22 protein-coding genes are annotated in these 26653 nt (G+C 71.7%); 7 read left to right on the top strand and 15 right to left on the bottom strand.

Annotation, left to right across the window (positions count from 1 at the left end; genetic code table 11):
• Nucleotides 1-27: 27 nt before the first annotated feature.
• A complete protein-coding gene (locus OG207_RS25195; RefSeq protein ID WP_329101081.1) occupies nucleotides 28-1590 on the bottom strand; it encodes an MFS transporter in 1563 nt (520 codons plus the stop codon).
• A 62-nt stretch (nucleotides 1591-1652) separates the two neighbouring features.
• Here OG207_RS25195 and OG207_RS25190 point away from each other — a divergent pair, with 62 nt between their 5' ends.
• Nucleotides 1653-2609, top strand: a complete 957-nt coding sequence (locus OG207_RS25190; RefSeq protein ID WP_329101079.1) for a helix-turn-helix transcriptional regulator — start codon at nucleotides 1653-1655, stop codon at nucleotides 2607-2609.
• Nucleotides 2610-2728: 119 nt separating this feature from the next.
• On the opposite strand, the gene OG207_RS25185 is transcribed toward OG207_RS25190, so the two are convergent.
• On the bottom strand, nucleotides 2729-3706 hold the full coding sequence (locus OG207_RS25185) for a sigma-70 family RNA polymerase sigma factor (RefSeq protein WP_329101077.1): 978 nt from the start codon (nucleotides 3704-3706) through the stop codon (nucleotides 2729-2731).
• Nucleotides 3707-3910: 204 nt separating this feature from the next.
• Here OG207_RS25185 and OG207_RS25180 point away from each other — a divergent pair, with 204 nt between their 5' ends.
• Complete coding sequence (locus OG207_RS25180; protein WP_329101075.1) at nucleotides 3911-4441, top strand: GNAT family N-acetyltransferase; 531 nt, start codon at nucleotides 3911-3913, stop codon at nucleotides 4439-4441.
• Between the two features lie 102 nt (nucleotides 4442-4543).
• Here the strand turns inward: OG207_RS25180 and OG207_RS25175 are convergent, their stop codons facing one another.
• The 3 genes from OG207_RS25175 to OG207_RS25165 all read right to left on the bottom strand — a co-directional run bounded on the left by OG207_RS25175 (nucleotide 4544) and on the right by OG207_RS25165 (nucleotide 7723).
• Nucleotides 4544-5305 carry a dioxygenase family protein gene (locus OG207_RS25175; RefSeq protein ID WP_329107852.1) on the bottom strand — a complete coding sequence of 254 codons (762 nt, stop codon included), beginning with the start codon at nucleotides 5303-5305 and terminating at the stop codon, nucleotides 4544-4546.
• Nucleotides 5306-5423: 118 nt separating this feature from the next.
• Nucleotides 5424-6956: an MFS transporter gene (locus OG207_RS25170; protein ID WP_329101073.1), complete on the bottom strand. Its 1533-nt coding sequence runs from the start codon at nucleotides 6954-6956 to the stop codon at nucleotides 5424-5426.
• A 62-nt stretch (nucleotides 6957-7018) separates the two neighbouring features.
• The gene (locus OG207_RS25165; protein WP_329101071.1) at nucleotides 7019-7723 is read right to left on the bottom strand and encodes a TetR/AcrR family transcriptional regulator; all 705 of its coding nucleotides are present in this window, start codon (nucleotides 7721-7723) and stop codon (nucleotides 7019-7021) included.
• Nucleotides 7724-7992: 269 nt separating this feature from the next.
• Here OG207_RS25165 and OG207_RS25160 point away from each other — a divergent pair, with 269 nt between their 5' ends.
• Complete coding sequence (locus OG207_RS25160) at nucleotides 7993-9270, top strand: M6 family metalloprotease domain-containing protein (RefSeq protein ID WP_329101069.1); 1278 nt, start codon at nucleotides 7993-7995, stop codon at nucleotides 9268-9270.
• A gap of 99 nt (nucleotides 9271-9369) precedes the next feature.
• Here the strand turns inward: OG207_RS25160 and OG207_RS25155 are convergent, their stop codons facing one another.
• Entirely contained in the window at nucleotides 9370-10119 is a 750-nt protein-coding gene (locus OG207_RS25155; RefSeq protein ID WP_329101067.1) for a thioesterase II family protein, read from the bottom strand.
• A gap of 23 nt (nucleotides 10120-10142) precedes the next feature.
• Nucleotides 10143-11081 (bottom strand): beta-ketoacyl-ACP synthase III, encoded by a 939-nt coding sequence (locus tag OG207_RS25150; protein ID WP_329101065.1) that lies wholly within the window; start codon nucleotides 11079-11081, stop codon nucleotides 10143-10145.
• 315 nt (nucleotides 11082-11396) lie between these two features.
• Between OG207_RS25150 and cseB the strand changes: the two genes are divergently transcribed.
• The 4 genes from cseB to OG207_RS25130 all read left to right on the top strand — a co-directional run bounded on the left by cseB (nucleotide 11397) and on the right by OG207_RS25130 (nucleotide 17054).
• On the top strand, nucleotides 11397-12122 hold the full coding sequence (cseB, locus tag OG207_RS25145) for a two-component system response regulator CseB (protein ID WP_329101063.1): 726 nt from the start codon (nucleotides 11397-11399) through the stop codon (nucleotides 12120-12122).
• A complete protein-coding gene (locus OG207_RS25140) occupies nucleotides 12119-13432 on the top strand; it encodes a sensor histidine kinase (protein ID WP_329101061.1) in 1314 nt (437 codons plus the stop codon). Before cseB ends, OG207_RS25140 begins: the two co-directional genes overlap by 4 nt.
• Before the next feature lie 158 nt (nucleotides 13433-13590).
• On the top strand, nucleotides 13591-14364 hold the full coding sequence (locus tag OG207_RS25135) for an ABC transporter ATP-binding protein (protein ID WP_329101060.1): 774 nt from the start codon (nucleotides 13591-13593) through the stop codon (nucleotides 14362-14364).
• Nucleotides 14365-14432: 68 nt separating this feature from the next.
• Complete coding sequence (locus OG207_RS25130; protein ID WP_329101058.1) at nucleotides 14433-17054, top strand: ABC transporter permease; 2622 nt, start codon at nucleotides 14433-14435, stop codon at nucleotides 17052-17054.
• Between the two features lie 3 nt (nucleotides 17055-17057).
• Here OG207_RS25130 and OG207_RS25125 read toward each other — a convergent pair whose 3' ends face one another.
• From OG207_RS25125 to OG207_RS25090, 8 genes are all read right to left on the bottom strand, one after another.
• On the bottom strand, nucleotides 17058-17936 hold the full coding sequence (locus OG207_RS25125) for a hypothetical protein (protein ID WP_329101056.1): 879 nt from the start codon (nucleotides 17934-17936) through the stop codon (nucleotides 17058-17060).
• A gap of 18 nt (nucleotides 17937-17954) precedes the next feature.
• The gene (locus tag OG207_RS25120) at nucleotides 17955-21449 is read right to left on the bottom strand and encodes a HelD family protein (protein WP_329101054.1); all 3495 of its coding nucleotides are present in this window, start codon (nucleotides 21447-21449) and stop codon (nucleotides 17955-17957) included.
• Nucleotides 21450-21570: 121 nt separating this feature from the next.
• A complete protein-coding gene (locus tag OG207_RS25115) occupies nucleotides 21571-22299 on the bottom strand; it encodes a 4'-phosphopantetheinyl transferase family protein (protein WP_329101052.1) in 729 nt (242 codons plus the stop codon).
• Between the two features lie 70 nt (nucleotides 22300-22369).
• Nucleotides 22370-23260, bottom strand: a complete 891-nt coding sequence (locus OG207_RS25110; protein ID WP_329101050.1) for a hypothetical protein — start codon at nucleotides 23258-23260, stop codon at nucleotides 22370-22372.
• Nucleotides 23261-23282: 22 nt separating this feature from the next.
• Nucleotides 23283-23519: a hypothetical protein gene (locus OG207_RS25105; RefSeq protein ID WP_329101048.1), complete on the bottom strand. Its 237-nt coding sequence runs from the start codon at nucleotides 23517-23519 to the stop codon at nucleotides 23283-23285.
• 234 nt (nucleotides 23520-23753) lie between these two features.
• Nucleotides 23754-24293, bottom strand: a complete 540-nt coding sequence (locus tag OG207_RS25100; RefSeq protein WP_329101045.1) for a hypothetical protein — start codon at nucleotides 24291-24293, stop codon at nucleotides 23754-23756.
• Nucleotides 24294-24548: 255 nt separating this feature from the next.
• Nucleotides 24549-24935 carry a hypothetical protein gene (locus tag OG207_RS25095; RefSeq protein WP_329101043.1) on the bottom strand — a complete coding sequence of 129 codons (387 nt, stop codon included), beginning with the start codon at nucleotides 24933-24935 and terminating at the stop codon, nucleotides 24549-24551.
• 431 nt (nucleotides 24936-25366) lie between these two features.
• Nucleotides 25367-25912, bottom strand: coding sequence for a DUF3291 domain-containing protein (locus tag OG207_RS25090; RefSeq protein WP_329101041.1), 546 nt, complete (start codon nucleotides 25910-25912; stop codon nucleotides 25367-25369).
• Between the last annotated feature and the right edge of the window lie 741 nt (nucleotides 25913-26653).

Genomic DNA, 26653 nt, shown 5'->3' with positions numbered 1-26653 from the left:
TCCGTTCGGCGGTACGTGCGGCCCGGCTCAGCCGGCCGGGACCTTCTCCGGAGTGCGACCGGCGTGCTCGGCGGCGCCCTCGCGCTCCTCCATCGGGAGCGCCCTGCGCGGCAGGACGAACATCACCGCGAAGATCACGAAGAGTACGGCCACGACCCACCAGAGCGCGCCGCGGAAGGCCTCCACGTACGGCGGACCGAAGACCATGTCGTCGTCGATCAGCCCGAAGAAGACGACGGAGGTCAGGGCGAGACCCAGCGCGTTGCCCATCTGGCCGGTGGTGTTGATCAGACCCGAGGCGGATCCGGCGTGCTCGCGCGGCACTTCGGAGAGCACCGTGTCGTTCAGCGGGGCCACGATCAGGCCCATGCCGACGCCCATGACGATCAGCGGGGCGGCCATCTGCCAGGGGGCGATCTCCATGCCGTAGTGCTGCGACTCCCAGATGTAGAGGAGCAGACCGGCGGCCATGACCAGCGCGCCGGCCTGGAGCACCTTGCGGCCGAAGCGGGGGACGAGCTTCTCGACCGAGAGGCCGGCGGCGACCGAGACCGCGATGGAGAACGGGATGCCGGTGAGACCCGCGCGCAGCACGCTCCAGCCGAGGCCCATCTGCATGTACATCGTCCAGACCAGGAAGAAGATGCCGGTGGCGATGCCGAAGGTCAGCTGGACGGCGATGCCGCCGGCGAAGCTCTTGACCTTGAAGAGGGAGAGCTCGACGAGCGGGGAGCCATCCTTCTTGATCTTGTACTTCTCGTACGTGATGAAGGCGGCGAAGACGAAGGGCGCCGCGCCCATGCAGACGAAGCCCCACAGCGGCCAGTCGTTCTCGTGGCCGTGGGTCAGCGGGAAGATCAGCAGGACCATGGCGAGGGTGGCGAGGACGACGCCGACCAGGTCCAGGCGCAGCGCCTTGGGTGCCTTGGACTCGGCGATGAACTTGCGTCCCAGGATCACGCCCATGATGCCGACGGGCAGGTTGATCAGGAAGATCGGGCGCCATCCGAGACCGAAGAGGTCCCATTCGATGAGCAGTGCGCCGAGCAGCGGACCCGAGACGGCCGCCAGGCCCACGATCGCGCCGAACATGCCGAAGACCTTGCCGCGCTCCTGCGGCGGGAAGGTGACGTGGATGATCGCCAGGACCTGCGGCACCATCAGGGCGGCCATACCGCCCTGCAGCAGTCGGGCCATGACGAGCACGTCCGGGTTGGCGGCGATGCCGCAGAGCAGCGAGGCCGCCGTGAACCCGGCGATGCCGATGAGGAAGACGCGCTTGCGGCCGTAGATGTCACCGAGGCGGCCACCGGTGATCAGGCCCGCCGCGAAGGCGAGGGCGTAGCCCGCGGTGATCCACTGGATCGCGCTGGTGGAGGCGCCGAAGTCCTCGCGCATGGTGCGGATGGCTATGTTGACGATCGTGACGTCGACCAGGTCCATGAAGGCCGCGGTCATCACGATGGCGAGCGCCAGCCAGCGGCGGCGGTCGGCGGGCGAGCTGGGTGCGTCGTGGGCTACGTCGTTCCGCTCTTCTGGTACGGGCCCGTTCTCTCTATCGGGCGCTGTCTTGGACGTCTCGGTGCTCATGAGGAGAAACTTAGACGGCGTCTAGGTCAGCTTGTGTCCTATTTCGCTGGCAGCCTGGATTCATGACCGACACACCCGCACGGCTGCTCTCCTTGCTGTCCCTCCTCCAGACCCCGCGGGAATGGCCCGGGAGCGAGCTGGCCCAGCGGCTGCGGGTGAGCGCGCGGACCATCCGGCGGGACATCGAAAGGCTGCGGGACCTCGGCTACCCGGTGGAGGCCACCCTGGGCGCCGAGGGCGGATACCGGCTGGTGGCAGGGGCTGCGATGCCCCCGCTGCTGCTTGACGACGAGGAGGCCGTGGCGATCGCGGTGGGGCTGCGGGCCGGGGCCGGGCATGCGATCGAGGGGGTCGAGGAGGCCTCCGTACGGGCCCTCGCGAAGCTGGAGCAGGTCCTGCCCTCACGGCTGCGGCACCGGGTGAGCGCGCTCCAGTCGGCCACGATCGCACTGTCCCGGGGCGACGGGGCCAGCGTGGACCCGCGGACGCTGACCACGATGGCGTCGGCGGTGGCGGGCCCCGAGCGGCTGCGGTTCGCCTACCGGGCGGGGAACGGGGCCGAGACGCGGCGGCTGGTGGAGCCGTACCGGCTGGTCAGCACCGGGAGCCGGTGGTACCTGGTCGCCTACGACCTGGAGCGGGAGGACTGGCGGACCTTCCGGGTGGACCGGGTCGACGAGGCCTTCGCGACGGGGGCCCGGTTCGCGCGGCGGGACCTGCCGATGGAGGCCGAGGAGTTCGTCCGGCGGGGCCTGCGAGGCGGTGAGAAGCAGCCGTACCGGGTGGAGGTCGACTTCGCGGCCGGCCCGGCCGAACTGCCGGCCTGGCTCCGGGCAGCGGCCCTGCCGGGTGGGGGGACGCAGACCTCGGTGAGCTTCGAGAGCGCGGACGCACTGGAGTGGACGGTGGCGCGGCTCGCCCTGACGGGGCTGCCGTTCACCGTGCGGGGGCCTGCGGCGCTTCGGGATGCGGCCGGTGCGCTGGCCGCGCGGCTCACGTCGGCGGCGGGCGCGCCGTAACCGGGGGGGGTGGGTTGCGAAACGCCGGCGGGGCCGGGTCGTGCGGGACAGGAGAGAGCCCCGGCGCCTGGGGGGGATAGGCACCGGGGCTCGTCTGGGGGGCTTGGCGGCGGGCCGCTCTAGGCCACGGCGTCGAAGCCGGTGTCGCGCGCCATCCGCTTCAGCTCCAGCAGCGCGTGCTTCTCGATCTGGCGGATCCGCTCACGGGTCAGGCCGTGCTGCTTGCCGACCTCCGTCAGCGTCCGCTCGCGGCCGTCGTCGATGCCGTACCGCATCTTGATGATCGACGCCGTGCGCTGGTCGAGCTTGCCCAGCAGGTCCTCCAGCTCCTCGCTGCGCAGCAGGGAGAGCACGGACTGCTCGGGCGAGATCGCCGAGGTGTCCTCCAGGAGGTCACCGAACTGGGTGTCGCCGTCGTCGTCGACCGCCATGTTGAGGCTGACCGGGTCGCGCGCCCAGTCCAGTACGTCACCCACGCGCTTCTCCGTGGAGTCCAGCTCGGCGGCGATCTCGGCGTGCTCCGGGTCGCGGCCGTTCTCGCGGTTGAATTCCCGCTGGATGCGGCGGATCCGGCCGAGCTCCTCGACGAGGTGGACGGGGAGGCGGATGGTGCGGGACTGGTCCGCGATGGACCGGGTGATCGCCTGCCGGATCCACCACGTGGCGTACGTGGAGAACTTGAAGCCCTTGGCGTAGTCGAACTTCTCGACGGCACGGACCAGGCCCGCGTTGCCCTCCTGGATCAGGTCGAGGAGGGGCAGGCCGCTGCGCGGATAGCGGCGGGCCACGGCCACGACGAGGCGCAGGTTCGAGCGGATGAAGACTTCCTTGGCCCGCTCGCCCTCGGCGGCGAGCGCCTCCAGCTCCTCGCGCGCCGGGGCGTCCCCGTCACGTTCTATCGTGCTGTCGAGGATCTGCTGGGCGTAGACGCCCGCCTCGATGATCTGGGAGAGCTCCACTTCCTTGGCGGCGTCGAGCAGCGGGGTGCGCGCGATCTCGTCCAGGTACATGCCGACCAGGTCACGGTCTGCGATCTCCCCGCCCACAGCGCGGGCGCTGCTCGTGGACTGACGACGGGCGACGGCGCGGGTTGCCATGCGTGCTCCCTTGCGAAGTGTTCGGTCGCGGTGCGGCTGGAGGACGCCGCCGGGACGGCTGCCAACCGGTCCGGTGCGTCACGGACACTCTTCCGAGTGCCCGCTTCCGAAGGAAACAACGACTGGAATCGGGACAGAATTCCCACGCTGCTCCCTAGTTTTCGAGATCTTGCAGTATCCTGCCCCGCTACGGGAGGGGGACGGGTGTCGCAAGATCTCGAAGAGGTGCAGGTCAGGCCCGGAACGGAGGCCGATCTGGCGCCCCTCACGGACCTCTACAACCACTACGTCCGTGAGACCGCCGTCACGTTCGACACGGCCGTTTTCACTCCGGAACAGCGCCGCCCTTGGCTGCACTCCTACTCTGAAGACGGCCCCCACCGGCTTCTGGTTGCCTGGACAGGTGATCGAATGGCCGGATACGCCACGAGCAGCGCGTTCCGCCCCAAACCGGCCTACGCCACCTCGGTGGAGGCGAGCGTCTACCTCGCCCCGCACGCGGTCGGCCGGGGCGTCGGCACCCTCCTCTACGAGGCGCTCTTCGCCGCCCTGGCCAAGGAACCCGTGCACCGCGTGTTCGCCGGGATCTCCCTGCCGAACGAGGCCTCGGTGCGCCTGCACGAGCGCTTCGGCTTCCGCCGGATCGGCGAGTTCACGGAGGCGGGCTGGAAGTTCGACCGGTACTGGGACGTCCGCTGGTACGAGAAGCGGCTGGGCCAGCACCCGTCCGAGTGAGCGGCCGGCACGTCCCTACGGCACGCGCGCACGCGCCCCCAGCGTCGGGGAGTCGCTGGGGTTCACCATCGGGGTGGACATCACCGGGCTCGGGCGGCAGGACTAGCCGAACTGGAGGGAGCGCTTCGAGAGGCCCATCCAGAAGCCGTCCACCGGGGTGCGGGCGGAGGCGAGGTCGGATTCGGCCGCGCCGAGGGTGACGAACAGCGGGGCGAAGTGTTCCGTACGGGGGTGGGCCAGGCGGCCCGCCGGGGACTTGTGCTCGAAGTCCAGCAGGGCGTCCACGTCGGACGCGGCCAGGGCTTCGCGGCCCCAGGCGTCGAACTCCGCCGACCAGGCCGGGACGCCCGGGCCCGTATGGCGCAGCGCCGCCAGGTTGTGCGTGAAGAAGCCGCTGCCCACGATGAGTACGCCCTCGTCGCGCAGCGGGGCCAGCTTGCGGCCGATGTCCATCAGCCGTGCCGGGTCCAGCGTGGGCAGGGAGATCTGCAGGACCGGTACGTCGGCCTCCGGGTACATCTCCACCAGGGGGACGTACGCCCCGTGGTCCAGTCCGCGGTCGGGGATGTCCTGGACCGGAGTGCCGGGGGCCCTCAGCAGTTTACGGACCGAGGCGGCCAGTTCCGGGGCGCCGGGCGCGTCGTAGCGGACCCGGTAGTAGTGCTCGGGGAAGCCCCAGAAGTCGTACACGAGCGGGACCCGCTCGGTGGCGCCGAGGGCGAGCGGGGCCTCCTCCCAGTGCGCGGAGACCATCAGGATCGCCCGGGGGCGCGGCAGCCCGGCGGACCAGGCGGCGAGCTCGCCCGGCCAGAGCGGGTCGTCGGCCAGCGGGGGTGCGCCGTGGCTCAGGTACAGGGCCGGTATGCGGGTCACGGGGGCGCTCCTCGGTGGTTGAAACGCGTACGGAAACAGACTAACCCCATCTCGTTCAAATTTGAACGAGATGGGGTCGTCAGTCATTCCGGGAAGCCCTCGGCCCCGATCAGTGGGCGATCACCGGCACCTTGAGCTCGGCGTCCTCGCCGGAGCCGGAGGCCACCGGGCCGCCGACGCCCGGACGGCCGGTGTTGATCAGCGTCAGCGCGATGACCGAGCTGGCGACCAGGATGCCGACCGCCCACCAGATGGCCGAGGAGTAGCCCTCGACCATGGCCTGCGCCTGGATCAGCTGCCCGGCCGGGCCGCCCGCGGCGGCCTCGGCCGCGTGGTCGGTCAGGTAGGCGGTGGTCGCCGAGGCGGCGATGGTGTTCAGCAGGGCGGTGCCGATGGCGCCGCCGACCTGCTGCGAGGTGTTGACCATGGCGGAGGCGACACCGGCGTCGGCCGGGTTCACCCCGTGCGTGGCGAGGGACATCGCCGGCATGAATGCCGTGCCCATGCCGAGGCCGAGCAGCAACTGCGCCGGCAGGATGAGCGCCGGGTACGAGGACCCGACCTCCAGCTGGGTCAGCAGCAGCATGCCGAGGCCGGCGACCAGGAAGCCGGGGCCCATCAGCAGGCGCGGCGGGACGCGGGTCATCAGGCGGGCGCCGATCTGGGTGGAGCCCGTGATCATGCCCGCGATCATCGGCAGGAAGGCGAAGCCGGTCTTGACGGGCGAGAAGCCCTTCACGACCTGCAGGTAGTAGGTGAGGAAGAGGAACAGGCCGAACATCGAGATGACGGCGAGGCCGAGCGAGAGGTAGACACCGCCGCGGTTGCGCTCCAGGAGGACGCGCAGCGGCAGCAGCGGGGACTTCACCTTGGCCTCGACGAGGACGAAGGCGAACAGCAGCAGCGCCGAGGCGACGAACATGACGACCGTCAGGGCGTCCGACCAGCCGGCGGACTCGGCGCGGGTGAAGCCGTACACGAGGGCGACGAGACCGGTGGTGGACAGGACCACGCCCGGGATGTCGAGCGGTGCGCGGTTGCGGGAGCCGGCGGGCTCACGGATGACCATCCAGGCACCCGCGGCCGCGACGATCGCGAAGGGGATGTTGACGAAGAAGGTCCAGCGCCAGTTGAGGTACTCGGTCAGGAAGCCGCCGAGGATCAGGCCGACGGCACCGCCGCCGCCCGCAATGGCTCCGTAGATGCCGAAGGCCTTGGCGCGCTCCTTGGCGTCGGTGAACATGACGGCGAGCAGCGACAGGGCCGCCGGTGCGAGCAGCGCGCCGAAGGCGCCCTGGAGGGCGCGGGCGCCGAGCATCATGGCCTCGCCGTTGGCGGCGCCGCCCAGCGCGGAGGCCAGGGCGAAGCCGATGAGGCCGACGACGAAGGCGTTCTTGCGGCCCCACTTGTCGGCGATGCGGCCGCCGAAGAGGAGCAGTCCGCCAAAGGCCAGGGCGTACGCGGTGATGACCCACTGGCGGTTGCCGTCCGAGATGCCGAGGTCGGTCTGGGCGGAGGGGAGGGCGATGTTCACGATGGTCGCGTCGAGGACGACCATCAGCTGGGCCAGGGCTATGAAGACGAGTGCCTTCCAGCGGCTGGGATCGGCAGCCGGCGCGAGGCTCGCGGCTGTTTTTGACATGGAGGTACCCACTTCACTGTGCGGAATGACTGAAAAATGCTAGTTCTTTAACTTTGTGCGTGTCACATGGTTTTCTGCCGCAGGTCGTCCAAAGTCGTTGCCGAACCCGGGAGTTCGGAGCGGGCCGGAGCCCGCAGCCCGTCGAGGAAGAGCTGGAGGTGACGGTGGGCGAAGCGGTCTGTGTCGAGGCACGCGACACCCGGGAGGGGGCGGCTGAGCTGGGACAGGGCGACCATCAGGTCACCGACGCCGATGTCCGTGCGGACCAGCCCCGCGTCCTGGCCCGCGGCCAGCAACGTGACCACGGCATCGGCCAGCGCGGTCTGCGCCGCCAGGAGCTCGGGGTGTTCGCCGTCGAAGCCGTCGCCGAGCATCGGGCACAGGGCGCCGATCCGCTCGTCCGCGGCCGCATGCGTGAACCGACACAGGGCGGCGAAGGCGTCGGGCTCCTCGGCGAGGGAGGCCTCGGCCGAGGCCGTCACCCGGCCCATCGTGAAGAGGACGACGTGATGGACGAGGGCGGGGCGGTCGGGGAAGTGCCGGTAGAGCGTGGCATTGCCGACGCCGGCCCGGCGGGCGACCTCGTCGAAGGGGGCCGTGGAGCCGGATTCGACGAAGAGCTCGCGGGCCGCCGTCAGGATCCGCTCGCGGTTGCGGACGGCGTCGGCGCGCGGACGCGCGACGCCGGCCGCGGACACCTGCGGCTGCGGCTGCACCGGGTCCGGGATCGGCCGGGCCGCCGCGACGGTACGGGTGGAGCTCTTCATTCCGGGGCCTCCTCGGCGCGGGCTCGTGGACTCGCGGTGCGGACTGCGCGACTCCCCCGCCCAAACGGGGAGCCGCTCCCCGCTTAGCGGGACTCCCGTACAAACGGGGATCGGGTCCCCGGTTATTTCACTCCCCCGTGTGACCTGAGTCACGGGCGTGTCCACGTTCGGCCTCTCCCGACGCGCGGGCGCGCCGCGCCCGGCGGAGGGTGATCGAACAGGGCGCAGACCGGGCAGGGCCGGCTGCCGCGGACCCGAAGGCGATCTCCATGCCGCAGACCCGCCACCGGATACGCAGACCACGCCGCACCAGCGCGTACATCGGCCTGACCGCGCTGGCCTTCGGCGTCACGGCGACGGCCAGCACGGGCATATCCAGCCGCGGCAACTCGGCGGCCGGAGCGGTGGCCACGACCGTCGAATCGGCTCTCGCGCCCTGCCGGATCGCGGGCACCATGGGTGTGCAGATGTCCGAGGGCATGCCGACTCCGCCCGGGTACTCGCGCTCGACCGGCGAGATCCGGGCCCTGAACCTGATGATCGACTTCCCTGATGCCAAGGGCGAGGGCACGGCGGCGGACCGGATGGCGGAGTTCTTCCCCCAAACGGCCGAATGGTTCCGCACCAGCTCCTACGGCCGGCTGGTCTACCGGGCCGAGGCGCCGATAAAGGGCTGGCTACGGATGCCGATGCCCTTCGCGGCGTACGGGATCGAACGCGGGTCCGCGTACGAGCCGGGCTACCGGCAGCTCGTCGAGCACATAGCGAAGGCCGCCGATCCCGAGGTGGACTTCGCCCGGTACGACCTGATCAACGTCCTGGTCACGCCGAACGCCGGGCCGTCCGCCCTGGACACCGTCCTGTCGGTGACCTTCTCGGGCAACGGCGAGGCTCCGGTCGCCGACGGGGTGCCGCTGGCCAACACGTCCTTCGTCTACAGCCGGCAGGACGACGGCTCCGGCACCTACCAGGAGACCGGCTACCGGGTGCTCCCCCACGAGAACGGGCACGTCTTCGGGCTGCCCGACCTCTACACCTCGGACGGCGGGAACACGGTCGGGCACTGGGACATCATGAGCGAGGACTGGGGTGCCAACAACGACCTGATGGGCTGGCACAAGTGGAAGCTGGGCTGGCTGGACAGCAAGCAGATCAGCTGCGCGGCCAAGTCGGGCACCAGCGACCACACCCTGTCCCCGCTGGGCATACGGGGCGGCACCAAGCTGGCCTTCGTCCCGCTGTCGGAGACCGCCGGGTACGCGGTGGAGGTGCGGACCCTGGCCGGGAACGACGAGGCCGTCTGCAAACCGGGCGTCCTCATCTACAAGGTGGACTCCGACGTGGACACCGGGCACGGCCCGATCACCGTGTCGGACAGTGCCAGCACGAGCGGCGGCTGCACCCGGCGGCCCAACGTGCACGCGGAGCTCTCGGACGCGCCGTTCCGGCCCGGCGAGACCTTCACCGACGAGAAGGCGGGCATCAGCGTGTCTGTGGTGGGTGAACTCCGCAACGGCAGCTACCAGGTCCGCATCATCCGGCCGTGACCTGCCACGGGCCGGGGACGGACCGACCCCGGGCCGGAACCACGCGCCACGTGACTCCGGCCCTTCGGCCCCGGCCCTCCGACCCTTCGGCGCGCCGCGTCAGCCTTCCGCGAGTGCCCGGCGCAGCACGTCCACCACCGTGGGGCGGTGCTCGTCGGTCAGCAGGAAGAAGTGGTCGCCGTCGAACCGGAGCACCTGGCACGCTCCGGTTGTGTGGGCGGCCCAGCCGTCCAGCGGCTCGTGCGGGACCAGCGGGTCCGCCGTGCCGCCCAACACGTGCAGGGGCACGGCGAGCCGTACGTCCTCGAACCCCGCCGCAGCCTCCCGGCCGAGTGCGATGTCCGCCCGCAGCACGCGCGTCACGTGCGCCAGCATGTCCGGATCGTGCAGCACCCACTCCGGGGTGCCGCCGCCGTCCCGCAGGAGCCGGACGGCGTCCTCATCGGTGGCGGTGGCGTGGGCCCGGCGCGGGGTCCGGCCGGGGGCCTGCCCGCTGACCACGGCGGCCCGGCAGTGCGGGCCGAGCAGGCGCGCGGCACGGGCGGCCAGGAGCGCGCCGAGGCTGTGCCCGAAGACCACCGTGGGCAGCGGGTCACGGCCGAGCACCTCGTCGGAGACGGAGTCCAGGACCTGGTCGAGCCGGCAGCCGGGCGGCTCGCCGAACCGGCGCTCCCGCCCGGGCAGCGAGAGCCCGAGCACTTCCACGTGGTCCGGCAGCGACTTGACCAGGGGGAACAGGGTGTTGGGGCCGGCCCCGGAATGCGGGAACACCAGCAGCCGCGCCCGGGGCGCGGTCACCTCCTCCCGCAACCGCAGCAGCGGCCACCACGGCACGTGCGAGGACGTCATCGTCGTCGATCCCTCGGCGCCCGTCACGGGCAGTTGATGATCTGGCCGGCGTAGGACAGGCCCCCGCCGAACGCGAAGAGCAGCACGGGCGATCCCTTCTCGATCTCACCCCGCTCGATGAGCTTGGACAGCGCCAGCGGGATGCTCGCGGCCGAGGTGTTGCCCGACTCGACGACGTCCTTGGCGATGACGGCGTTGACCGCACCGATCTTGCGCGCCAGGGGCTCGATGATCCGCAGGTTGGCCTGGTGCAGGACGACACCGCCGAGTTCCTCGGGCTTCACGCCCGCCCGCTCGCAGACCTGGAGGGCGACCTCCGGGAGCGTCGTGGTGGCCCATCGGTAGACCGACTGCCCCTCCTGGGCGAAGGTGTGGGACGGCGCCTCGATGCGCACGGCCCGGCCCATCTCGGGTACGGACCCCCACACGACCGGGCTGATCTCCGGCTCTTCGGAGGCCACGACGACGGCCGCACCCGCACCGTCGGCGACGAGCACGCAGGTGGTGCGGTCGGTCCAGTCGACGAAGTCGGTGAGCTTCTCCACGCCTATGACCAGGGCCTTCGTGGCGGAACCCGTCCGTATGCTCTGGTCGGCCAGCGCCAGGGCGTGCGGGAATCCGGAGCAGGCCGTGTTCACGTCGATGGCGGCGGGAGCCTGCGCCCCGACCGCGGCGGCCACCCGGGCGGCCGTGTTGGGCGAGCGGTCGAGCGCCGTGCAGGTGGCCACGATGACGACGTCGATGTCGCCGCCGGTGAGTCCGGCGTTGGCCAAAGCGTGCTCGGCGGCCTTCGTGGCCATGTCCGAAACCGACTCGTCCTCGGCCGCCACGCGACGCGTTTTGATCCCGACCCGGCTCTGGATCCACGCGTCGTTGGTGTCGACCATTTGCTCGAGATCGGCATTGGTCAAGACCCTTGACGGCTGATAGTGCCCGAAGGACAGGACACGCGACCCGACCATCAGTGTTCTCCTCGCTCCGTGGACCCCGCTGCGGATCCTGATTGACCGATGGTCAGACTATGCAGCGGCCCGGCCGGGGCACCCTCTCGTACAGGCCGTTTTCCGCCAGCACCCCACTTGGTTCAAGCCGATTCCGGCCTTTTGTATCCGCCGTGTATCGGTGAGCGCTCGACCATCGATCGGACCGCGCACCCGGCCGCGACGGCGGTCGCCGCGTCCGGCGCCTCCCGTATCGTTCCTTCCGGGTCGTCGGCGGCGTGTGGGTGCACGCCGGAGCGGCGCTTCGCCCGGCCCGTACGAACAGGAGTCCCGCCCGTGCCCTCACCCGCCCCGGCGCCGGAATCTCTGCCTCCGGTCCGCGTGCTGCTGGTCGAGGACGACGAGCTGATGCGCCGGTCCTTCACCGTCGCCCTCGAACGCTACGGCTACCGGGTGACGGCCGCCGCCGACGGACTGACCGGGCTGGAGTCCTTCCGCGACGGCGACGGCTTCGACCTGCTGATCCTGGACGTGATGCTGCCCGGCCTGGACGGGATCGGGCTGTGCCGCCGGGTCCGCGAGACCAGCCTGGTACCGGTGCTGATGATGTCCGCCCGGGGCGACGGCCTCGATGTCGTCGCCGGTCTGGAAGCCGGGGCCGACGACTACGTGGTCAAGCCCGTGGACACCTACGTCCTCGTGGCACGCATCCGCTCGCTGCTCCGGAGGGCGGCCTACGCGCCCGCCCCCGACGGCGGGCCGGCCGCCGGCCAGGAGGACGTCCTGACCTTCGGGGACCTGACCGTCGACACCGGCGGGCTGGAGGTGTTCCGCTCCGGACGCCCCGTGGCGCTCACCCCCACCGAACTGAAGCTGCTTCTGGAGTTCGCCGCCCACCCGGGCATCGTGCTGGAACGGCACACCCTGCTGCGCAACGTCTGGGAGTACGGCTGGGACGGCGACAGCCGTGTCGTGGACCTGGCCGTGCAGCGGCTGCGCAAGAAACTGGGCCGGGAGCGGATCGAGACAGTCCGCGGCTTCGGCTACAAGCTCAGGCGTTGAGGCCGGTGCACCACCTGCGCCGGCCGTGGTGGCCGGCCCGCGTGCCCCTGCGCTGGAAGATCGCCGCACTGGCGGCGGCCACGGCGGGCCTGGTCGCCCTGGCGGTGGGCGCCCTCGTCCACGTGTGGACCGCCATCGACGTCCGCGACCGGGCCGAGATGGAAGCCACCAACACCGTGTACTCCTCCATGGACGTCTACCGGCGCACCGGAACGCTGGCGGGTGGCGCGGAGCTCGATCCCGCCGAACTGCCCACCGCCCTGCGCCACCCGACCGACGACGAACGGCGGGTGGCCCACGACGGGCGCGTGGAGGGGAACCTCGGACCGAGCGTCTGGGGCGCCCAGCGGGTCGGCGGCCCGGGCAGCCCGGTGCTCGCCGTACGGATCAACATGAGCCCGCAACTCCACGACCTGCGGCGCCTCGACGCGAGCATGGCGGTGGCCTCCCTCCTCTCGCTCGCCGCGGCACTGCCCCTGGCGGTCTACGGGGCCGGGCTGGTCGCCCGCCGACTGCGCCGGGTCGCCGAGACCGCGGCCCGGATCTCCGCCGGGGACCTCGACGCCCGCACCGGCCCCGCCCTGGGTCGGGCCCGGGGCCGCGACGAGGTGACCGACATCGCCGCCACCGTCGACCTCATGGCCGACAGCCTCGGCCGACGGCTGCGCACCGAGCGGCAGTTCACGGCGGACGTGGCCCACGAGCTGCGCACCCCGGTCGGCGGCCTGCTGGCCGCCACCGACCTGCTGCCGGCCGGCGAGACGGAGGACCTGCTCCGGGCCCGCGTACGGGACCTGCGCGGCCTGGTCGAGGACCTGCTGGAGATCTCCCGGCTCGACGCGGGGGCGGAGGCGCCGGTCCGCGCCCGGGTGCCGCTCGCCGCGGTGGTCGCCGAGGCGGTGGCCCGTACCGGTCTCGACACGGACGTCAGCGTCACCGAGGCGCCGCAGGCACCGCAGGCACCGCAGGCACCGGTCGTGGATTCCGTGGGCGTGGTGGAGACCGACCCGCGGCGCCTGGAGCGGATCGTCGGCAACCTCGTCATCAACGCGCACCGGCACGGACGGACCCCGGTGCGGGTCACCGTCGAGGGCCGGACCGTCGTCGTCCGCGACCACGGCCCCGGCTTCCCAGCCGACCTGCTGCTCGACGGCCCGCGCCGGTTCCGTACGGGCGCCACGGAGCGGGGCGCGGGGCACGGCCTCGGCCTGACCATCGCCCTGGGCCAGGCCCGGGTGCTCGGCGCCGAACTGCGTCTGGACAACGCCCCGGACGGCGGCGCGGTAGCCACCCTGCGGCTCCCGCGCTGACCGACCGGCGGCCCGGACCGCCCGGACCGCCCGGACCGCCCTGCACGATTGCTGCACAACGGCGCGGAAGCCGATACACGGCGGCCCCGGCCCTGATACGTCCCCCCGACACCCTTCGGCGTGCACCCCTTTCCCACCGCACCCCAAGTGGAGTCCCCGTGACCGCCGACCCCTTCTCCTCCCGCCCGACGCCCGGCATCGCGGCCTCCACCACCGACCTGTCGAAGGTCTACGGCAACGGTGACACCCGCGTGGTGGCCCTGGACCGGGTCAGCGTCTCCTTCCGGGAGGCCGAGTTCACCGCGATCATGGGCCCCTCCGGCTGCGGCAAATCCACCCTCATGCACTGTGCCGCGGGACTCGACTCCGTCAGCTCGGGCTCGGTCCGCATCGGCACCACCGAGTTGGGCACCCTGGGCGACCGGCACCTCACCGAGCTGCGACGGGACCGGATCGGCTTCATCTTCCAGGCGTTCAACCTGCTGCCCACCCTGACCGCTCGGGAGAACATCACCCTGCCGCTGTCCATCGCCGGACGCCGCCCCGACCGGCAGTGGCTGGACCGCGTGGTGTCCATGGTCGGCCTCGCCCAGCGACTGGACCACCGGCCCGGGCAGCTCTCCGGTGGGCAGCAGCAGCGCGTCGCGGTGGCCCGGGCCCTGGCCACCCGGCCCGCGATCGTCTTCGGCGACGAGCCCACCGGAAACCTCGACTCCCGCGCCGGGGCCGAGGTCCTCGGCTTCCTGCGCGACTCCGTGCGCGAACTGGGCCAGACCGTGGTCATGGTGACCCACGACCCGGTCGCCGCCTCCTACGCGGACCGCGTCGTCTTCCTCGCCGACGGCCGGCTGGTCGACGAGATGGTGCGCCCCACCCCGGACCGGGTGCTGGACCGGATGAAGCAGTTCGACACCCGCGCACGCACGAACTGACTCGCCCCCACCCCCGTTCGCTCCCCAACCCACCCCCACCCCTGCACCCGCCCGGAAGCCAATCACCCATGCTGAAAACAGCCCTGCGCAACGTTCTGGCGCACAAGGCCCGACTGTTGATGACGGTGCTCGCCGTCACCCTCGGCGTCGCCTTCGTCTCCGGCTCCCTCGTCTTCGCGGACTCCTCCACCGCGGCCCACCGGGCCGCGGTGTCGAAGGACTACGCCGACATCGCGGTCACGGTGACCCCGAAGGACCCCCCGCCCGGCACACCCGGCACACCCGGATCCGCCGGCTCGGCCGGGTCCGCCGGGTCCGCCGGGTCCGCCGGGGACGAGCACGCCACCGTGCTCGATGACGTGCTCGCCCGCGATCTGGCCGCCCTGCCCGGCGTCGCCGCCGTACGGCCGTCCGCGGACGGCCTGGCCGTCCTGAACGCCTCGGACGGCGATCCCCTGCGCACCGGCAGGGTCTGGGCGCACCGGGCGGCCGCCTACGTCCCCGGCGCCGACGGCAAGGACGGCCGGCACGCGCTGACCGAGGGCCGCGCCCCGCGCGACGGCGGAGAGATCGCCGTGGACAGCGGAACCGCCGCCGCCGGCCGGTTCCGCATCGGCGACGGGATCACCCTGGCCACGGACGGCCCGGCCATGACGAAGCGGCTCGTCGGCATCGTCACCACCCGTGACACCCGGGTGACGGCCGGCGGCACCCTCGTGCTGTTCGACAAGGCCACCGCACAACAGCTGTTCGCCTCCCCCGGCCGCTACACCTCGATCGACCTGTCCGCCGTACCGGGCACCGACCCCGCCGAACTCGCCCGCCTGGTCGCCGCCCGGCTCCCCGCCGGCCGGGCCGAAGCCACCACCGGCACCGCGCAGGCCGCCCAGCAGGCCGTCCTCGTCGACACGCTCACCCGCGGCAACGAGAAGCTGTCGCTGGTCTTCGCCGGAGTCGCCCTGTTCATCGGGTCGTTCCTGATCGTCAACACCTTCACCATGCTCGTCGCCCGGCGCACCCGTGAGATCGCCCTGCTGCGCGCGATCGGCGCCACGCGCCGCCAGGTCGTGCGCTCCCTCCTGTGGGAGGCAGTACTCCTCGGCCTCGCCGCCTCGGCCCTCGGCTTCTTGCTGGGTCTCGCCATCGCCTCCGTACTGCCGGAGGTCCTGAGCACCACCGGGGAGCCACTGCCCCGCGGCCCCCTGGTGATCGGCCCGCTGCCCGTGGCGGCCGCGCTCGCCGTCGGGGTGGGCGTCACCGTGCTCGCCGCATGGCTGCCGTCCCGCAAGGCGGCCCGGATCGCACCGGTCGAGGCCCTGCGCGCGGCCGAACAGCCGCCCACCGCCACCGCGTCCCGGGTCCGCGGCGCGGCCGGCACCCTCCTGCTCGCCCTCGGCGCCGGCCTGCTGTTGTCGCTCGCCGGGGCGAAGGACGCCTCCGAGGAGAACCTGCGGAGCGCGATGTCCGGCTGCGCCCTCCTCGTCATCGCCGTGATCGTGCTGGCGCCGCTGCTCGCCGTACCCGTGATCCGGCTGAGCGGTCGGCTGACCGGGCGCCTCGGGATCGCCGGCCACCTCGCCCACCGCAACGCGCTGCGCGACCCGCGGCGCACCGCCGCCACCGCCTCCGCCCTGATGGTCAGTACGGCCCTGGTCGCCGGGCTCGCCGTCATCGGCCACTCCACCGGGCGGGCCCTCGACCGTCAGGCCGCGGCAGGCCTCAGCGCCGACTACGTGATCAGCACCCACACCTCGTCGGCCGGCATCGACCCGGCCGCCGTCCAGCGGGTGACCGCCACCCCCGGCGTACGGACGGCGACCGCCGTCACCGACTCCACCCTCTTCCTCGGCGGTGGCGTCCGCGAGATCTCCGGGGTCGACCCGGCCGCCGCACCGTCCGTCATGGAGCTGGACTTCGTCAGCGGCTCCCTGAAGGACCTCGGGCCGGGCCGCATCGCCCTCTCCAGCACCCTCGCCCGTGCGAACGGGGTGCGCGCCGGCGACCGGATCGACGCCCGGATCGGCGGCCCCGGCCAGCACCTCACCCCGTACACGGTCGTCGGCGTCTACGAGGACAACCCCACCGCCCGGGACGCATTGGGCTCCCGCACCGAGGTCCAGGAGAAGAGCCTCGACCCCAGCTCCGTCCAGCGCGTCCTCGTCCGCACGGACGGCGTCGCTGACGACGCCGCCGTGAAGGACCGCCTGCGCACCGCCACGGGCAACAACCCGCTGCTGCGCGTCCAGGACCGGCAGGAACTGGTCCAGGAGGCCGCCGGTTCCCTCAGCACCCTGCTGACCCTGACGTACGGCCTGCTCGCCATCGGCGGCGTGATCGCCACCCTCGGCATCATGAACACCCTGGCCATGTCGGTGTCGGACCGCACCCGCGAGATCGGCGTCCTGCGCGCCATCGGCATGGACCGCGCCGGCATCCGCCGGACGATCCGCGTCGAATCGCTGGCCGTGGCCGCCTTCGGGACCCTGCTGGGCCTGGCGACCGGCCTGTTCGGAGCCTGGACGGTCGGCGCCCTGGCCAACGGCGCACTCAAGGACTACTCCCTGGCCCTCCCCTGGGGCACGCTGCTCCTCGTCTGCCTGACCTCCCTCGCCACGGGCGCGGTGGCGGCCGCCCTCCCGGCCCGCCGCGCGTCGGCCCTGAGCCCCCTGGAGGCCGTCGCCGAACCGTAGGGGTCAGGCCCGTTCCCAGGGCACGGGGGTCGGGCGGCGGTACCACCACCGGCCGAACGGGTCCCGGCCCGGGGGCCGGCCCGTCAGCTCCTCGATGAGGCTCCCCGACGGGTCCTCCTCCGTAGCCCGGACGAACCGCAGGTCCAGCCCCTCCACCGCGTCGTCGAGCAGCCGGCGCACCTCGGGCGGCAGTCGGGCCCCGATGCGGGCGAGGTCGTCGCGGGCTTCGAGGCGTTCGCGGTAGAGGTCGGCCGGATACCACCCCGTGGGCGCCCAGCCGGATTCCAGCTGCACGACGACCCGTTCCCACACGGTCAGGGCGCCCGCCAGGGACGGGTGGGGCCCGTCGTCGGGCCACAGCCGGGCCGCCGACGCCATGAGGGCCTCGGCCACCGGGGCCGGCGGCCGCTGCTCCCGGACGATCTCGGCGAACCGCTCCACGACCGCCCGGGGCAGCTGCGGGACGGGCGCCTCCGCGCTGTCGACCGTGTACAGCGGGGGCTCGTCGTCGGACAGTTCGAGCCTGACCCGGGTGACGAGGCCCTCCGGCGTCGCCGCCCAGTAGGCGCTCGGGCACGCCTCCTCGGCGGGGAACAGGACGGTCGTCCCGGCGGCCCCCGCGAACCTCGCGGCGAGCTCCGGCTCCGGCGGCTGATCGGCGACCTGGTCCTGGGCGTAGAGGTCCAGCGACCGGGCCAGGTCGCCGGAGACCGCTTCGTACGTGCACAGGACGGGGGCGGCCCAGTTCCGCAGTTCGGCGTCGGCGGCGGCCTCGGCGACGTCGACGTCGCCGACCGCCACGCCGAAGCACCGGGCCAGTGCGGCGGCCGTCGTCTCGGTGGCGAGGGCGTCGACGGTGATCAGGTTGTAGCTCGTGGGCACGGCCCGGTCGGCTCCTCGTCAGCTCTGCGGGCGCTGCCCGAGCGCGATGTCCGTGTCCGTGCCGCCCCATCCCTCGGGGCTCCGCCAGATGACGTGGACGCCGAAGACGTCGCGGACGGTGTCCGCCGACCAGTCCTCGGCCGGGGGTTCGGAGAGGACCAGGTAGAGGCCGTCGGCACGCGGGGTCAGGGTGTGGTTGATCTCCAGCAGGCGGGTGGCGCCCGAGCGGAGGTCCGCGTACGCCGAGCGGCCGGCGCCCAACGCCTCGTAGAGGAAGAGTCCTCGGCCGGTGACGCAGCTGACGTCGACGAGGGGCGAGTCGGTCGGCTGGAGGTCGGCCCAGAGGAGGTCCGACTTCAGGGCGTGGCGGACCGCCTCGTGCTTCTTGCACGTCCGGTCGGCTCCGGCCGATGCTTCCAGCGCGCGCAGGAAGCCGTCCTTCGTGGTCGAGGCCGGCGCGGTCGTGTCTTCCGCGAGGGTCATCTGCTCTACGTCCTTCTGCTCGAGCTGCGGTGGGGCGGGGGCGGCGGCTTCGGTGGTCGTGGTGTCGTCGAGGTCCGGGGCCGGTACCGGAGCCGGTTCCGTGTCGGCGGCGAGGCGGTCCTGGAGCGCCCGGCGCGCCCGGGCCAGGGTGTCCGTCCAGCCCGAGGCCGTCAGGTGTTCCCGGAGCCGGCCGGGGTCCAAAGTGCGCTCCTTGAGCGCACGGTTGGTGCTCGCGGTGAGGTCGCGCAGAACGCTCAGCCGGTCCCGGTCCGGGGAGCCGAACAGGTGGAGCACGTCGACCCAGTCGGCCTGGTCCCTGCGCAGGACCCGGTTGGCCATCCCCTGCAGCTCGGAGAGCCTGCCGCGGGCGTCGGGAACCTCCCCGTCGTTCTCGGTCAGCTCGCGGAGCACGTCCAGCGCCGCGATGTAACGGCCCGCCATCCTCGGCGAGACGGGCGACCGGCCCCGCTGGTCGGAGGTGAGGACCGTCTGGTTGGTCTCGTTGGCGAACACCCAGCAGTCCAGCTTCTCGCCCCGCTTCGGGGGGACCGATCCGTGGCGGACGGTGAGGACCAGGGGCCGGTCGAAGCCGGGGGTGAGGGCCTTGACCTTGTAGCGGCCGCCCGGGGCCCGGTCCACGACCTCGACCCGCACGTCGGCCCCGATCCGGGGAAGTCGGGTCACGGCTACCTCCTCCGCGTCCACATACGCCTCCGCCTGCGCCTGCGCCCCCGCCTCTGCCTCTGCCTCTGCCTCTGCCTCTGCCTGCACCGTGACCGTGGCCTCGGGGGCCGGCGCCGCGGAACCGCCCCCGGGGCGCGTCAGTACGTCCGGCAGCGGGCTGGTGTGCAGGACGGTCAGGCTCTGGGTGCTGCGGGTCAGGGCCACGTACAGCTGTCGCAGGCCCGCGGGACCGCGGTCGGCGATGGTGGCGGGCTCGACGACCAGGACGTGGTCGTACTCCATGCCCTTGGCCTGGGTGGCGGCCAGGACGGACACCGCGGCACGGTGTTGGGCGCCGATGTCCCCGCCGCCGTCGACCCTGCGACTGATCGCGTCGAGCCAGTCCGAGTCGTCGGGGACGATGACGGCCACCGAGCGGAGGGTGTTCCCGTCGCTGGTGCCGACGAGGCGCGCCACGTGGGCGACGGTGTCGTCGAGGAGCTTCCACGGCTCGGTCTCCACCGTCCGTACGGCGTCTTCGCCCGCCTCGCGCACGGCCTGCGGGTAGGGCAGGGTCGGTGCGATCTCCTGGGCCAGGGGGGCGACGAACTCCATGATCTCGGCGGGCACGCGATAGCTGGTGTGGAGCTCGGCCACCCGCCAGTCACCGTGGTCGGAGAGGACCGCGCCGAGGCGGTCCCAGCTCGCCGGGACGTGGGGGCCCGTCGCCTGCGCGAGGTCACCCAGGACGGTCATGGAACCGCCCACGGCGCAGCGCCGCCGCAGGGCACGGGCCTGCATGGGCGTGAGGTCCTGTGCCTCGTCGGCGACGATGTGCCCGTAGCGGCCCGGGGTCTCCCCGGTGATGAGGACCCGGAGCTCTTCGAGGCAGACGTGGTCGTCGAGCGTCCAGGGATCGGCGTCGGCACTGGCGGCACGGGGCCGCAGCAGGGCCGCCTGCTCGCCCTCGTCGAGGATCCCGTCGGCGCAGGCGTGCAGGAGGTCGGGCGAGTCGTAGAGGGTGCGCAGGGCCTCCCTCGCGCCCGGGGACGGCCAGACCCGTTCGATGAGGCGCTCGACCCGGCGGTTGCGCTCCAGGTCGCGGCGGATCGTACCGCCCTGCCCGCGCCGCGGTGCGATGTCGGAGAGTTCCTGGAGGAGGCGGTCGACGAGCAGGCCGCGGAAGCGGTCGCGGCGCTCCCGGTGGGGGCTGTCGCCCTCGTGTGCCTGGTCGAGGAGGGCGAGGACCTCGGACCGCGGTACGCGCAGGGTCGTACTGCCGGCGGGGACGACGATCGCGGGCTCGTCGCCTTCGAAGGAGGGCGCGACGACGAGGTCGTCGAGTGCTTCGGGGTGGTAGTCGCTCTCCACGCGGCGGCGCAGGACGGCCGCCATGCGCTCGTCGGACTTCACGAGCCGCGCCCGCGGGGAGTCCGCGCCGAGCGTCTCGCCGTCCCAGAGGCGGTTGAGTTGGACGGCGTTGACGTCGCGGGTGCCGAGGGTGGGCAGGACCTGGCCGACGTAGTCGAGGAACCGCTGGTGGGGGCCGATCACCAGGATGTCCTGGGCCTTGAAGTGGTCGTTGTTGACGAGCCAGGTCACGCGGTGCAGACCGACCGCGGACTTGCCGGTGCCCGGGCCGCCCTGCACGACGAGTATGTCGGAGGGAGAACCGGTGACCAGCTCCATCTGGTCGCGCCGGATCGTCTCGACGATGTCGCGCATGCGGCCGCTGCGCGACCGCTGGAGCTCGCGCAGCAGGAAGTCGTCCGGCTGGAGGGTCTTTCGGCGCTGCCGACGGACGATGTCGCCGGGGGTCGGGGACGGCCGCACCTGCGGATCGGTCGCGGGATCGACGGCGGGTACGGGGTCGGTCGCGGGTACGGGGTCGGTCGCGGGAGCCGGTACCGGTGCCTGAGCGGCGGCCGGCGCGCCGATGTCGTCGAAATAGCCCTCCACGATCCGCTGGACGCAGCGCAGTTGGCGCCGCAGCGTCACCTCACCGGGACTTTCGGGCCTGGCGTCCAACCACTTCCTCGCCAGGGGGCTGGTCCACTGCAGGACCACCGGCTGCTTCGAGGCGTCCCACACGACCCGCCGTCCGACGTACCAGGGGCGGGGTTCCGTACCGGGCTCCTCCGGCACGTCGACCCGGGCGAACACCAGGGCCTCGTCGCCGAGTCCTCCGTACGAGGCGGCGCGCGCCTCCGCCTCGATCCGGTTGGCGATCGCGTCCTTGCCGCTCGCCGAGGCCGTGGCAGCCGACGTTCCGCTCATCTCGGCGAGTCGCGCGGTGTAGCAGTCGTACGCGCGGTCGACGGCGCGCTGCTCGACGGCGAGGTTCTCGCCCCGAGTGGTGGTGCTCATGTGCGTCCTCCCTGCGGCGTCGAAGGGACGCCGCTACGGGCCTGCGCCCGTACCCCGCTGAAACAACTACCAGAGACGGAGTGGTGACGAACACTCAGTACATGAGTTCTAGATCCGAGCCTCAGCGCCAATGCACCGAGGGAGCGCGCAGCGCGAGCGCGGCGGCGTAGCCCGCGGGGGCCGGCAGGTCGGTGAGGGACCAGTGCGGGCGGACGGAACCGGCGTCCGGGCCCGTCCCCAGGTAGTTCAGGTGGCCCTCGTGCCCCAGTCCTGCTCCGGTGCCCTTGAGGTGGGCCTCCTTGCGCGCCCACAGGCGGGCGAACGCCGCAGGGCGACCGGCCTCGGGGAGCGCGGCGAGTTCGGCGCTCTCGTCGGGGTGGAAGAACTCCTCGCCCTGCGCGACCACCCGCGCCGCCGGCAGGGCCTCGACGTCCACCCCGACCGGTGTGGCCGCGCAGGCCACGTAGACCGCATCGCGGCTGTGCGACAGGGAGAAATGGGCGCGGCCGCCCACGAGGACCGGCCGCCCGTCCGGGCCGCCGCACTCGGGGCAGGCGTCGCGGGTCATCACCAGATCGCGCGGCGCGGTGTCGAGGAGGGCGCCGAGCAGCAGTCTCAGCGTCACGTGCGCGACCAGGTAGGAGCCTCGGTCCTGGGGGCGCGCGAACCGGTCGGCGCGCTCGCGCTCGGCCGCGTCGAGCACATCGGGGGCGAGGCGCTCCGCGAACGGGGCCTGCGTCGCGGCGTCCACGAACCGCACCAGCGCCTCGCCGCGAGCGGGCAGCCGCTGCGCCCCGACCGGCCGGTCGAGCCGCAGCACGATGGAGCCGAGGCCAGCAGGTGTGATCATCCGGAAATCCTATCCAATGGCTTCTTTGGTTCCCTGTGGTTCGGGGCGCGGACGCCGAGGTGCCTCGGACTCAGTCCTGTGACGACCCGCTGTCAGTGGGCCGGACCGGGCGGCGCCGGCGCCGGGCCAGCACGTAGGCCCCCGCTGCGGCCAGTACGGGAGCCGCGCCGCCGACCAGCCAGGGAGTCCGCCCCTCGGCCAGGTGCAACCGGCCGTCCCGACAGGAGGCGCGGGTCGCGTCATCGATCGGGGCCACCCGGTAGCGGGCCCAGACCTTGTCCTTGCCCACCCAGCGGACCTCGTACAGACCCGGCTCGGCATCGCAGCGGATCGTCGCGGTCCCCGTCACGGTCGCCTTGGCCCCGCGCATGACGGGCCGGTCGGTGAAGCCCCGCGAGGTCAGGCGCTCGCCGTTGCCCATCAGCGTTTCCGTCGGCGTCACCTTTTCACCGGGCTGGAACGTCCTCACGTCCCAGGGCGAATGCGGCCAGTCGGAATCAGCGGGATACTGCTCCTCGACCTGCTCCGGGGGAAGGGCAGCGACCTTCCCGGGGCAGGCCGCACGTTCGGCCTCGTCGATGTCCACTACCTTGACGGTCACCCAGAAAGCGGGATCTACGGGCTCGCCTTCGGGCCTGGGCATCGCCCTCTCGACCGGGTAGACGCCCGGCGGGGTGTCACACGCCACGGTGGCCTCGGCGGTGATGACCGGATGGTGCATCTTCAGCGTCGCTTGCCGGATGAAGATCTTGGAGGTCACCGAGTCCCCGATCCACCCCAGCAGGTGCGGGGGTGACCTGAACGTGAGGCGTTCACCGGGACGCGCGGTCAGTTCATCCCCGTCGGACAGCGGGGCGGGCGGATCCGCGGCCTGCGTCGCGAAGGCACTCGCCGCGGGCGTCATCATCAGCATCAGCGCCAACACGGTGGCCCCGCCGACCCTCATTCCCGCAGCACGCATGCGTCCCCCTCTTTCGTATCGTTCAGATCCAGTCGGCCCGGCCGCCGCCAAGGCGAATCACTGCCAGCGCAAGAACGAACCAGGCCGTAGAGGAAGCAGCAACGATCAAGGCGACGACCGTCACCCCCAGGCCCGCATGAGCGGCGGGAAGGTCTGTACGCAGCGCCTCGCGCAGGGAACGGCTCGCTTCTTTGATGTCCCGGCGGTACGAAGAAGGAGCCGAACCTCCGCCGTCCTCCGGCTCGGCATTGCGCTCCACGGGTAGCCCCCCTGCATCCCGTCGCAGCACGAGCAGCCTATACCGCACCATGATCACGCCCAGCGTCGACTTTCCGCCAAACTCTCCCCCGGCAGGTAGGGCGCCGACCACCGCCGATTTAGGGGCCGACCACCGCCGATTTAGGGGACGGGCAGCCCGGACCGAATAGGGGCATGCGCCGGGCAGCCGATCACGCGCACCTAAGGCGAGCGGGACAATCACTCGCCGGCACGGTCAGCCACCCATCGTTACGGCAAGAAAGATGCATACGAGCATGGCCACGCTGCAGATGTCAGCCACCCATGCTCGCGTGTAGCGCCGGACAACAGGAGACTTTCCCCTCAGATCTCGCCGCTCCGAGCGTCTGGCGTTGATCTGAGCCACAGCCCGGTCCGTGGAGCCGACGAAGTGGTCGATGAGAGAGCCTGCAAATCCGAAGGCTCCGATTTCGACGGCCTGCGTCGTGGTGACGGTCAAGGTTCCACCGTCGTCGGATTCGACCTTGACCACATATCGGTAGGGAACGTCATGGGTGAACACCGGATTCACCACGGACACCCCCTTCTCGTCGAGCACGATGCACGATCCGGCGATCCTCCGGATGAACGCTATCCCGCCCAGCATTGCGGCCATGACACTGAGCGCGTCCTCGTCGGGCCCGCTCTCCGCCATGCTCACCCAAGCCACCAGGGCAAACGCCCCGAGCAACGTGGTGAAGAACAGCGACATGACGACAAAGGACTTCCGCCGCAGGACGGTCCGACGCTCAGGCACGACTACGCCCCTCCTGGGCTCATCCTTCCCGCCAGGTTTCCCCTGGCGGGGCATTGCCGTCCTACCGTCACAGCCGTTCCACCCAGAGGCCGCATCAGAATGCGGCGAGAACCGGGTTGCGGAGCATGGCACCAAGCCCCGCCATCTCCACGAAAGCAATTGCACCAAACACCCTCATGCCAACCCTGCCCATATTCCAGGTTGAAGTCTCCTTCTGCGCAAGCACTTCGATGCTTCCGCATCCCGCAGCCTCCGCTATGACATTTCCTTACGCCTGGCGGTGCCGCCCGTCTTCATGAGAATTCCGGCCACGGAGAAAGCTGTCCCCCACCCGATCATTGCAAGGGTGAGATCCTCCGCGAATTCAGAGTCAGCGACACCGAGCCCCACCCATGCCCACGCCAACAACAGGGCTATCAGTCCGGTGGCGAGCGGCGCGATGAACGCACGGCCGTCGTTCGCCGACGTGCGCGGTCGGCGTGTCCTGTTGATGGCCAGCGCAAAAAACGGAGCACCCACGACGGCAACGGCAGCGCTCAGCCAAGGCTGCCCAACCCACATGGCGGCGGCCGTAGTGAAGCACGCCCACACAAGCAGCCCGATGGTGATGAAGTGCTGCCGAACTAACCGATCAACCGACATGCGATTTACCGCCTTTCGACCGAATTCTCCACCGTTTCAGAAACGGCTGCCGTTGCGAATGGCAGGGGAAGCCATCGTCGAGACCCTCCGGTAAGGAGCCGTGGCCGACGCGCCCCCCATAAGCATTCCTGCCTTGCCAACGGCAAGATCCGTTGGTGCATTTGTACATGGCGCTCCGGCACTCCGGGAGGGCTTTACCAGTCGGATCCCCGCTCCGTGACGTCAACGACCATCAGCGGGGCGCATTCGCGGGCTCCGAGGTGGATGAGGCCGGTGCTCTTGTCCTGCGGGCCTCCGACGAAGCCGCGTTCGGCGGGCCGCGCGGCCGGCCCGGCGCCGCGGTCCTCGCCGGACGGCTTGGCCGCGAGGCGCTGGACCTGGAGGGTCGTGGCGTGTCGGTCGGCGCGGCCGGTACCACGTCGCCCTGCCCGCTACTCGCTGCTCGCGATGTCTTTGATCCTGGTCGGAGTTCCCTCCGGGGCGAACGAGTGGTGGAAGGTGAAGGCGTGCGGCGCGGGGCGGTGGTCGTGGAGGTGTTCCAGCTTGGAAACCCCGTCCTGCCAGGTGGGTATCACGCCGTCGGGGACCCACCAGCACACGTAGTTCGGGTGTCCCGCCCTCTCGAACCAGTCGTAACGCCTGTTCAGCGCCTCGCGGTGCAGACCGGTGTAGATGGCGTCGAAGGCGGAGCGCAGGTCGGTCCAGAGCGAGAGGGTCGCGGCCAGGGCGGTGGTTTCCACCGTACGGCCCTTGCCGTACCAGGTCGGTACGGCGAACTCTCCCCATGCACCCCAGTCCGCCTCGAAGAGCAGGCCCCGGTCACCTTCTGCCGCTTCCGCACGGGCGAGGTACCCGGGGTGCTGACTGATCTTCCGGTAGACGGCCTCACCCATGTCGTAGAACTCGTGCGTGAGCGGTGTGGGATCGACGAGGGGTGACTTCAGGACGCCGAATGTGTACAGAGCAAGATGGGGCATGGTCTCTCCTGGTTGGGGGTGTCCAGTGCGGACCCGGTGGGCGGCTCACGCATGGGGCGAGCGTTCGTGGGCGTGACCGATTCATCCCGTCGCGGGTGGCTCTCGGCCTGGAGGAAGCCCTGCGCGACCGTGTGCGATCACCGAAGACCAGGTGAAGGTAGCTGCCTCTGCGACCCCTGTCGAAGTTGCGTTTTTCCTGTCCAAGTGGCCTTGTGCGCAGGGTCCTTGCGGGAGCCGGGGCAGTGGCGGCGTTCTCCATCGGAGTCACTCACCGATCAAGGCTGTCGGTATGCCTGACGGGCAGGAGAGAAGGCCAAGCTGCCGGGCGGCAGCGCCTACGAGCCGATCCGGCCCCTCCCTCCAGCCGGAGGGTGGTCAGATGAGGCCGGTACCTGATCCGCATCTCCACGTTCAAAAACAGGCTCGGTACGCGGTACTTGGGATTGGCGGGCTCTTGCGCTTGTTGCGAGGCCCGGTGATCCGCGCACGGCGCGCGGGCCGCGCCCCGGCGCTCACCGTGGCGGCGGTGCTGCTCGGCGCGCTCACCGCCGGGTGCTCCGGGGCGTCCGGCGGTAGCGGCAGGGACGGCGGACGCTCGGCGGCCGGCGAGGCGACACCGGCCACGCCGCTCGCGCGCCCGGGACTGCCGGAACCGGATTCGCTTCCCAAGGTCCGGGAGGGGCAGGTGTGCGCTCCCCTGCGGGGGCGACCTGAACTGGCTCGAGGTCGCGGTGGCGCAGA

It is taken from the genome of Streptomyces sp. NBC_01439, assembly GCF_036227605.1.
GTDB lineage: Bacteria > Actinomycetota > Actinomycetes > Streptomycetales > Streptomycetaceae > Streptomyces.
This window is presented reverse-complemented; position numbering and strand designations above follow the sequence as displayed.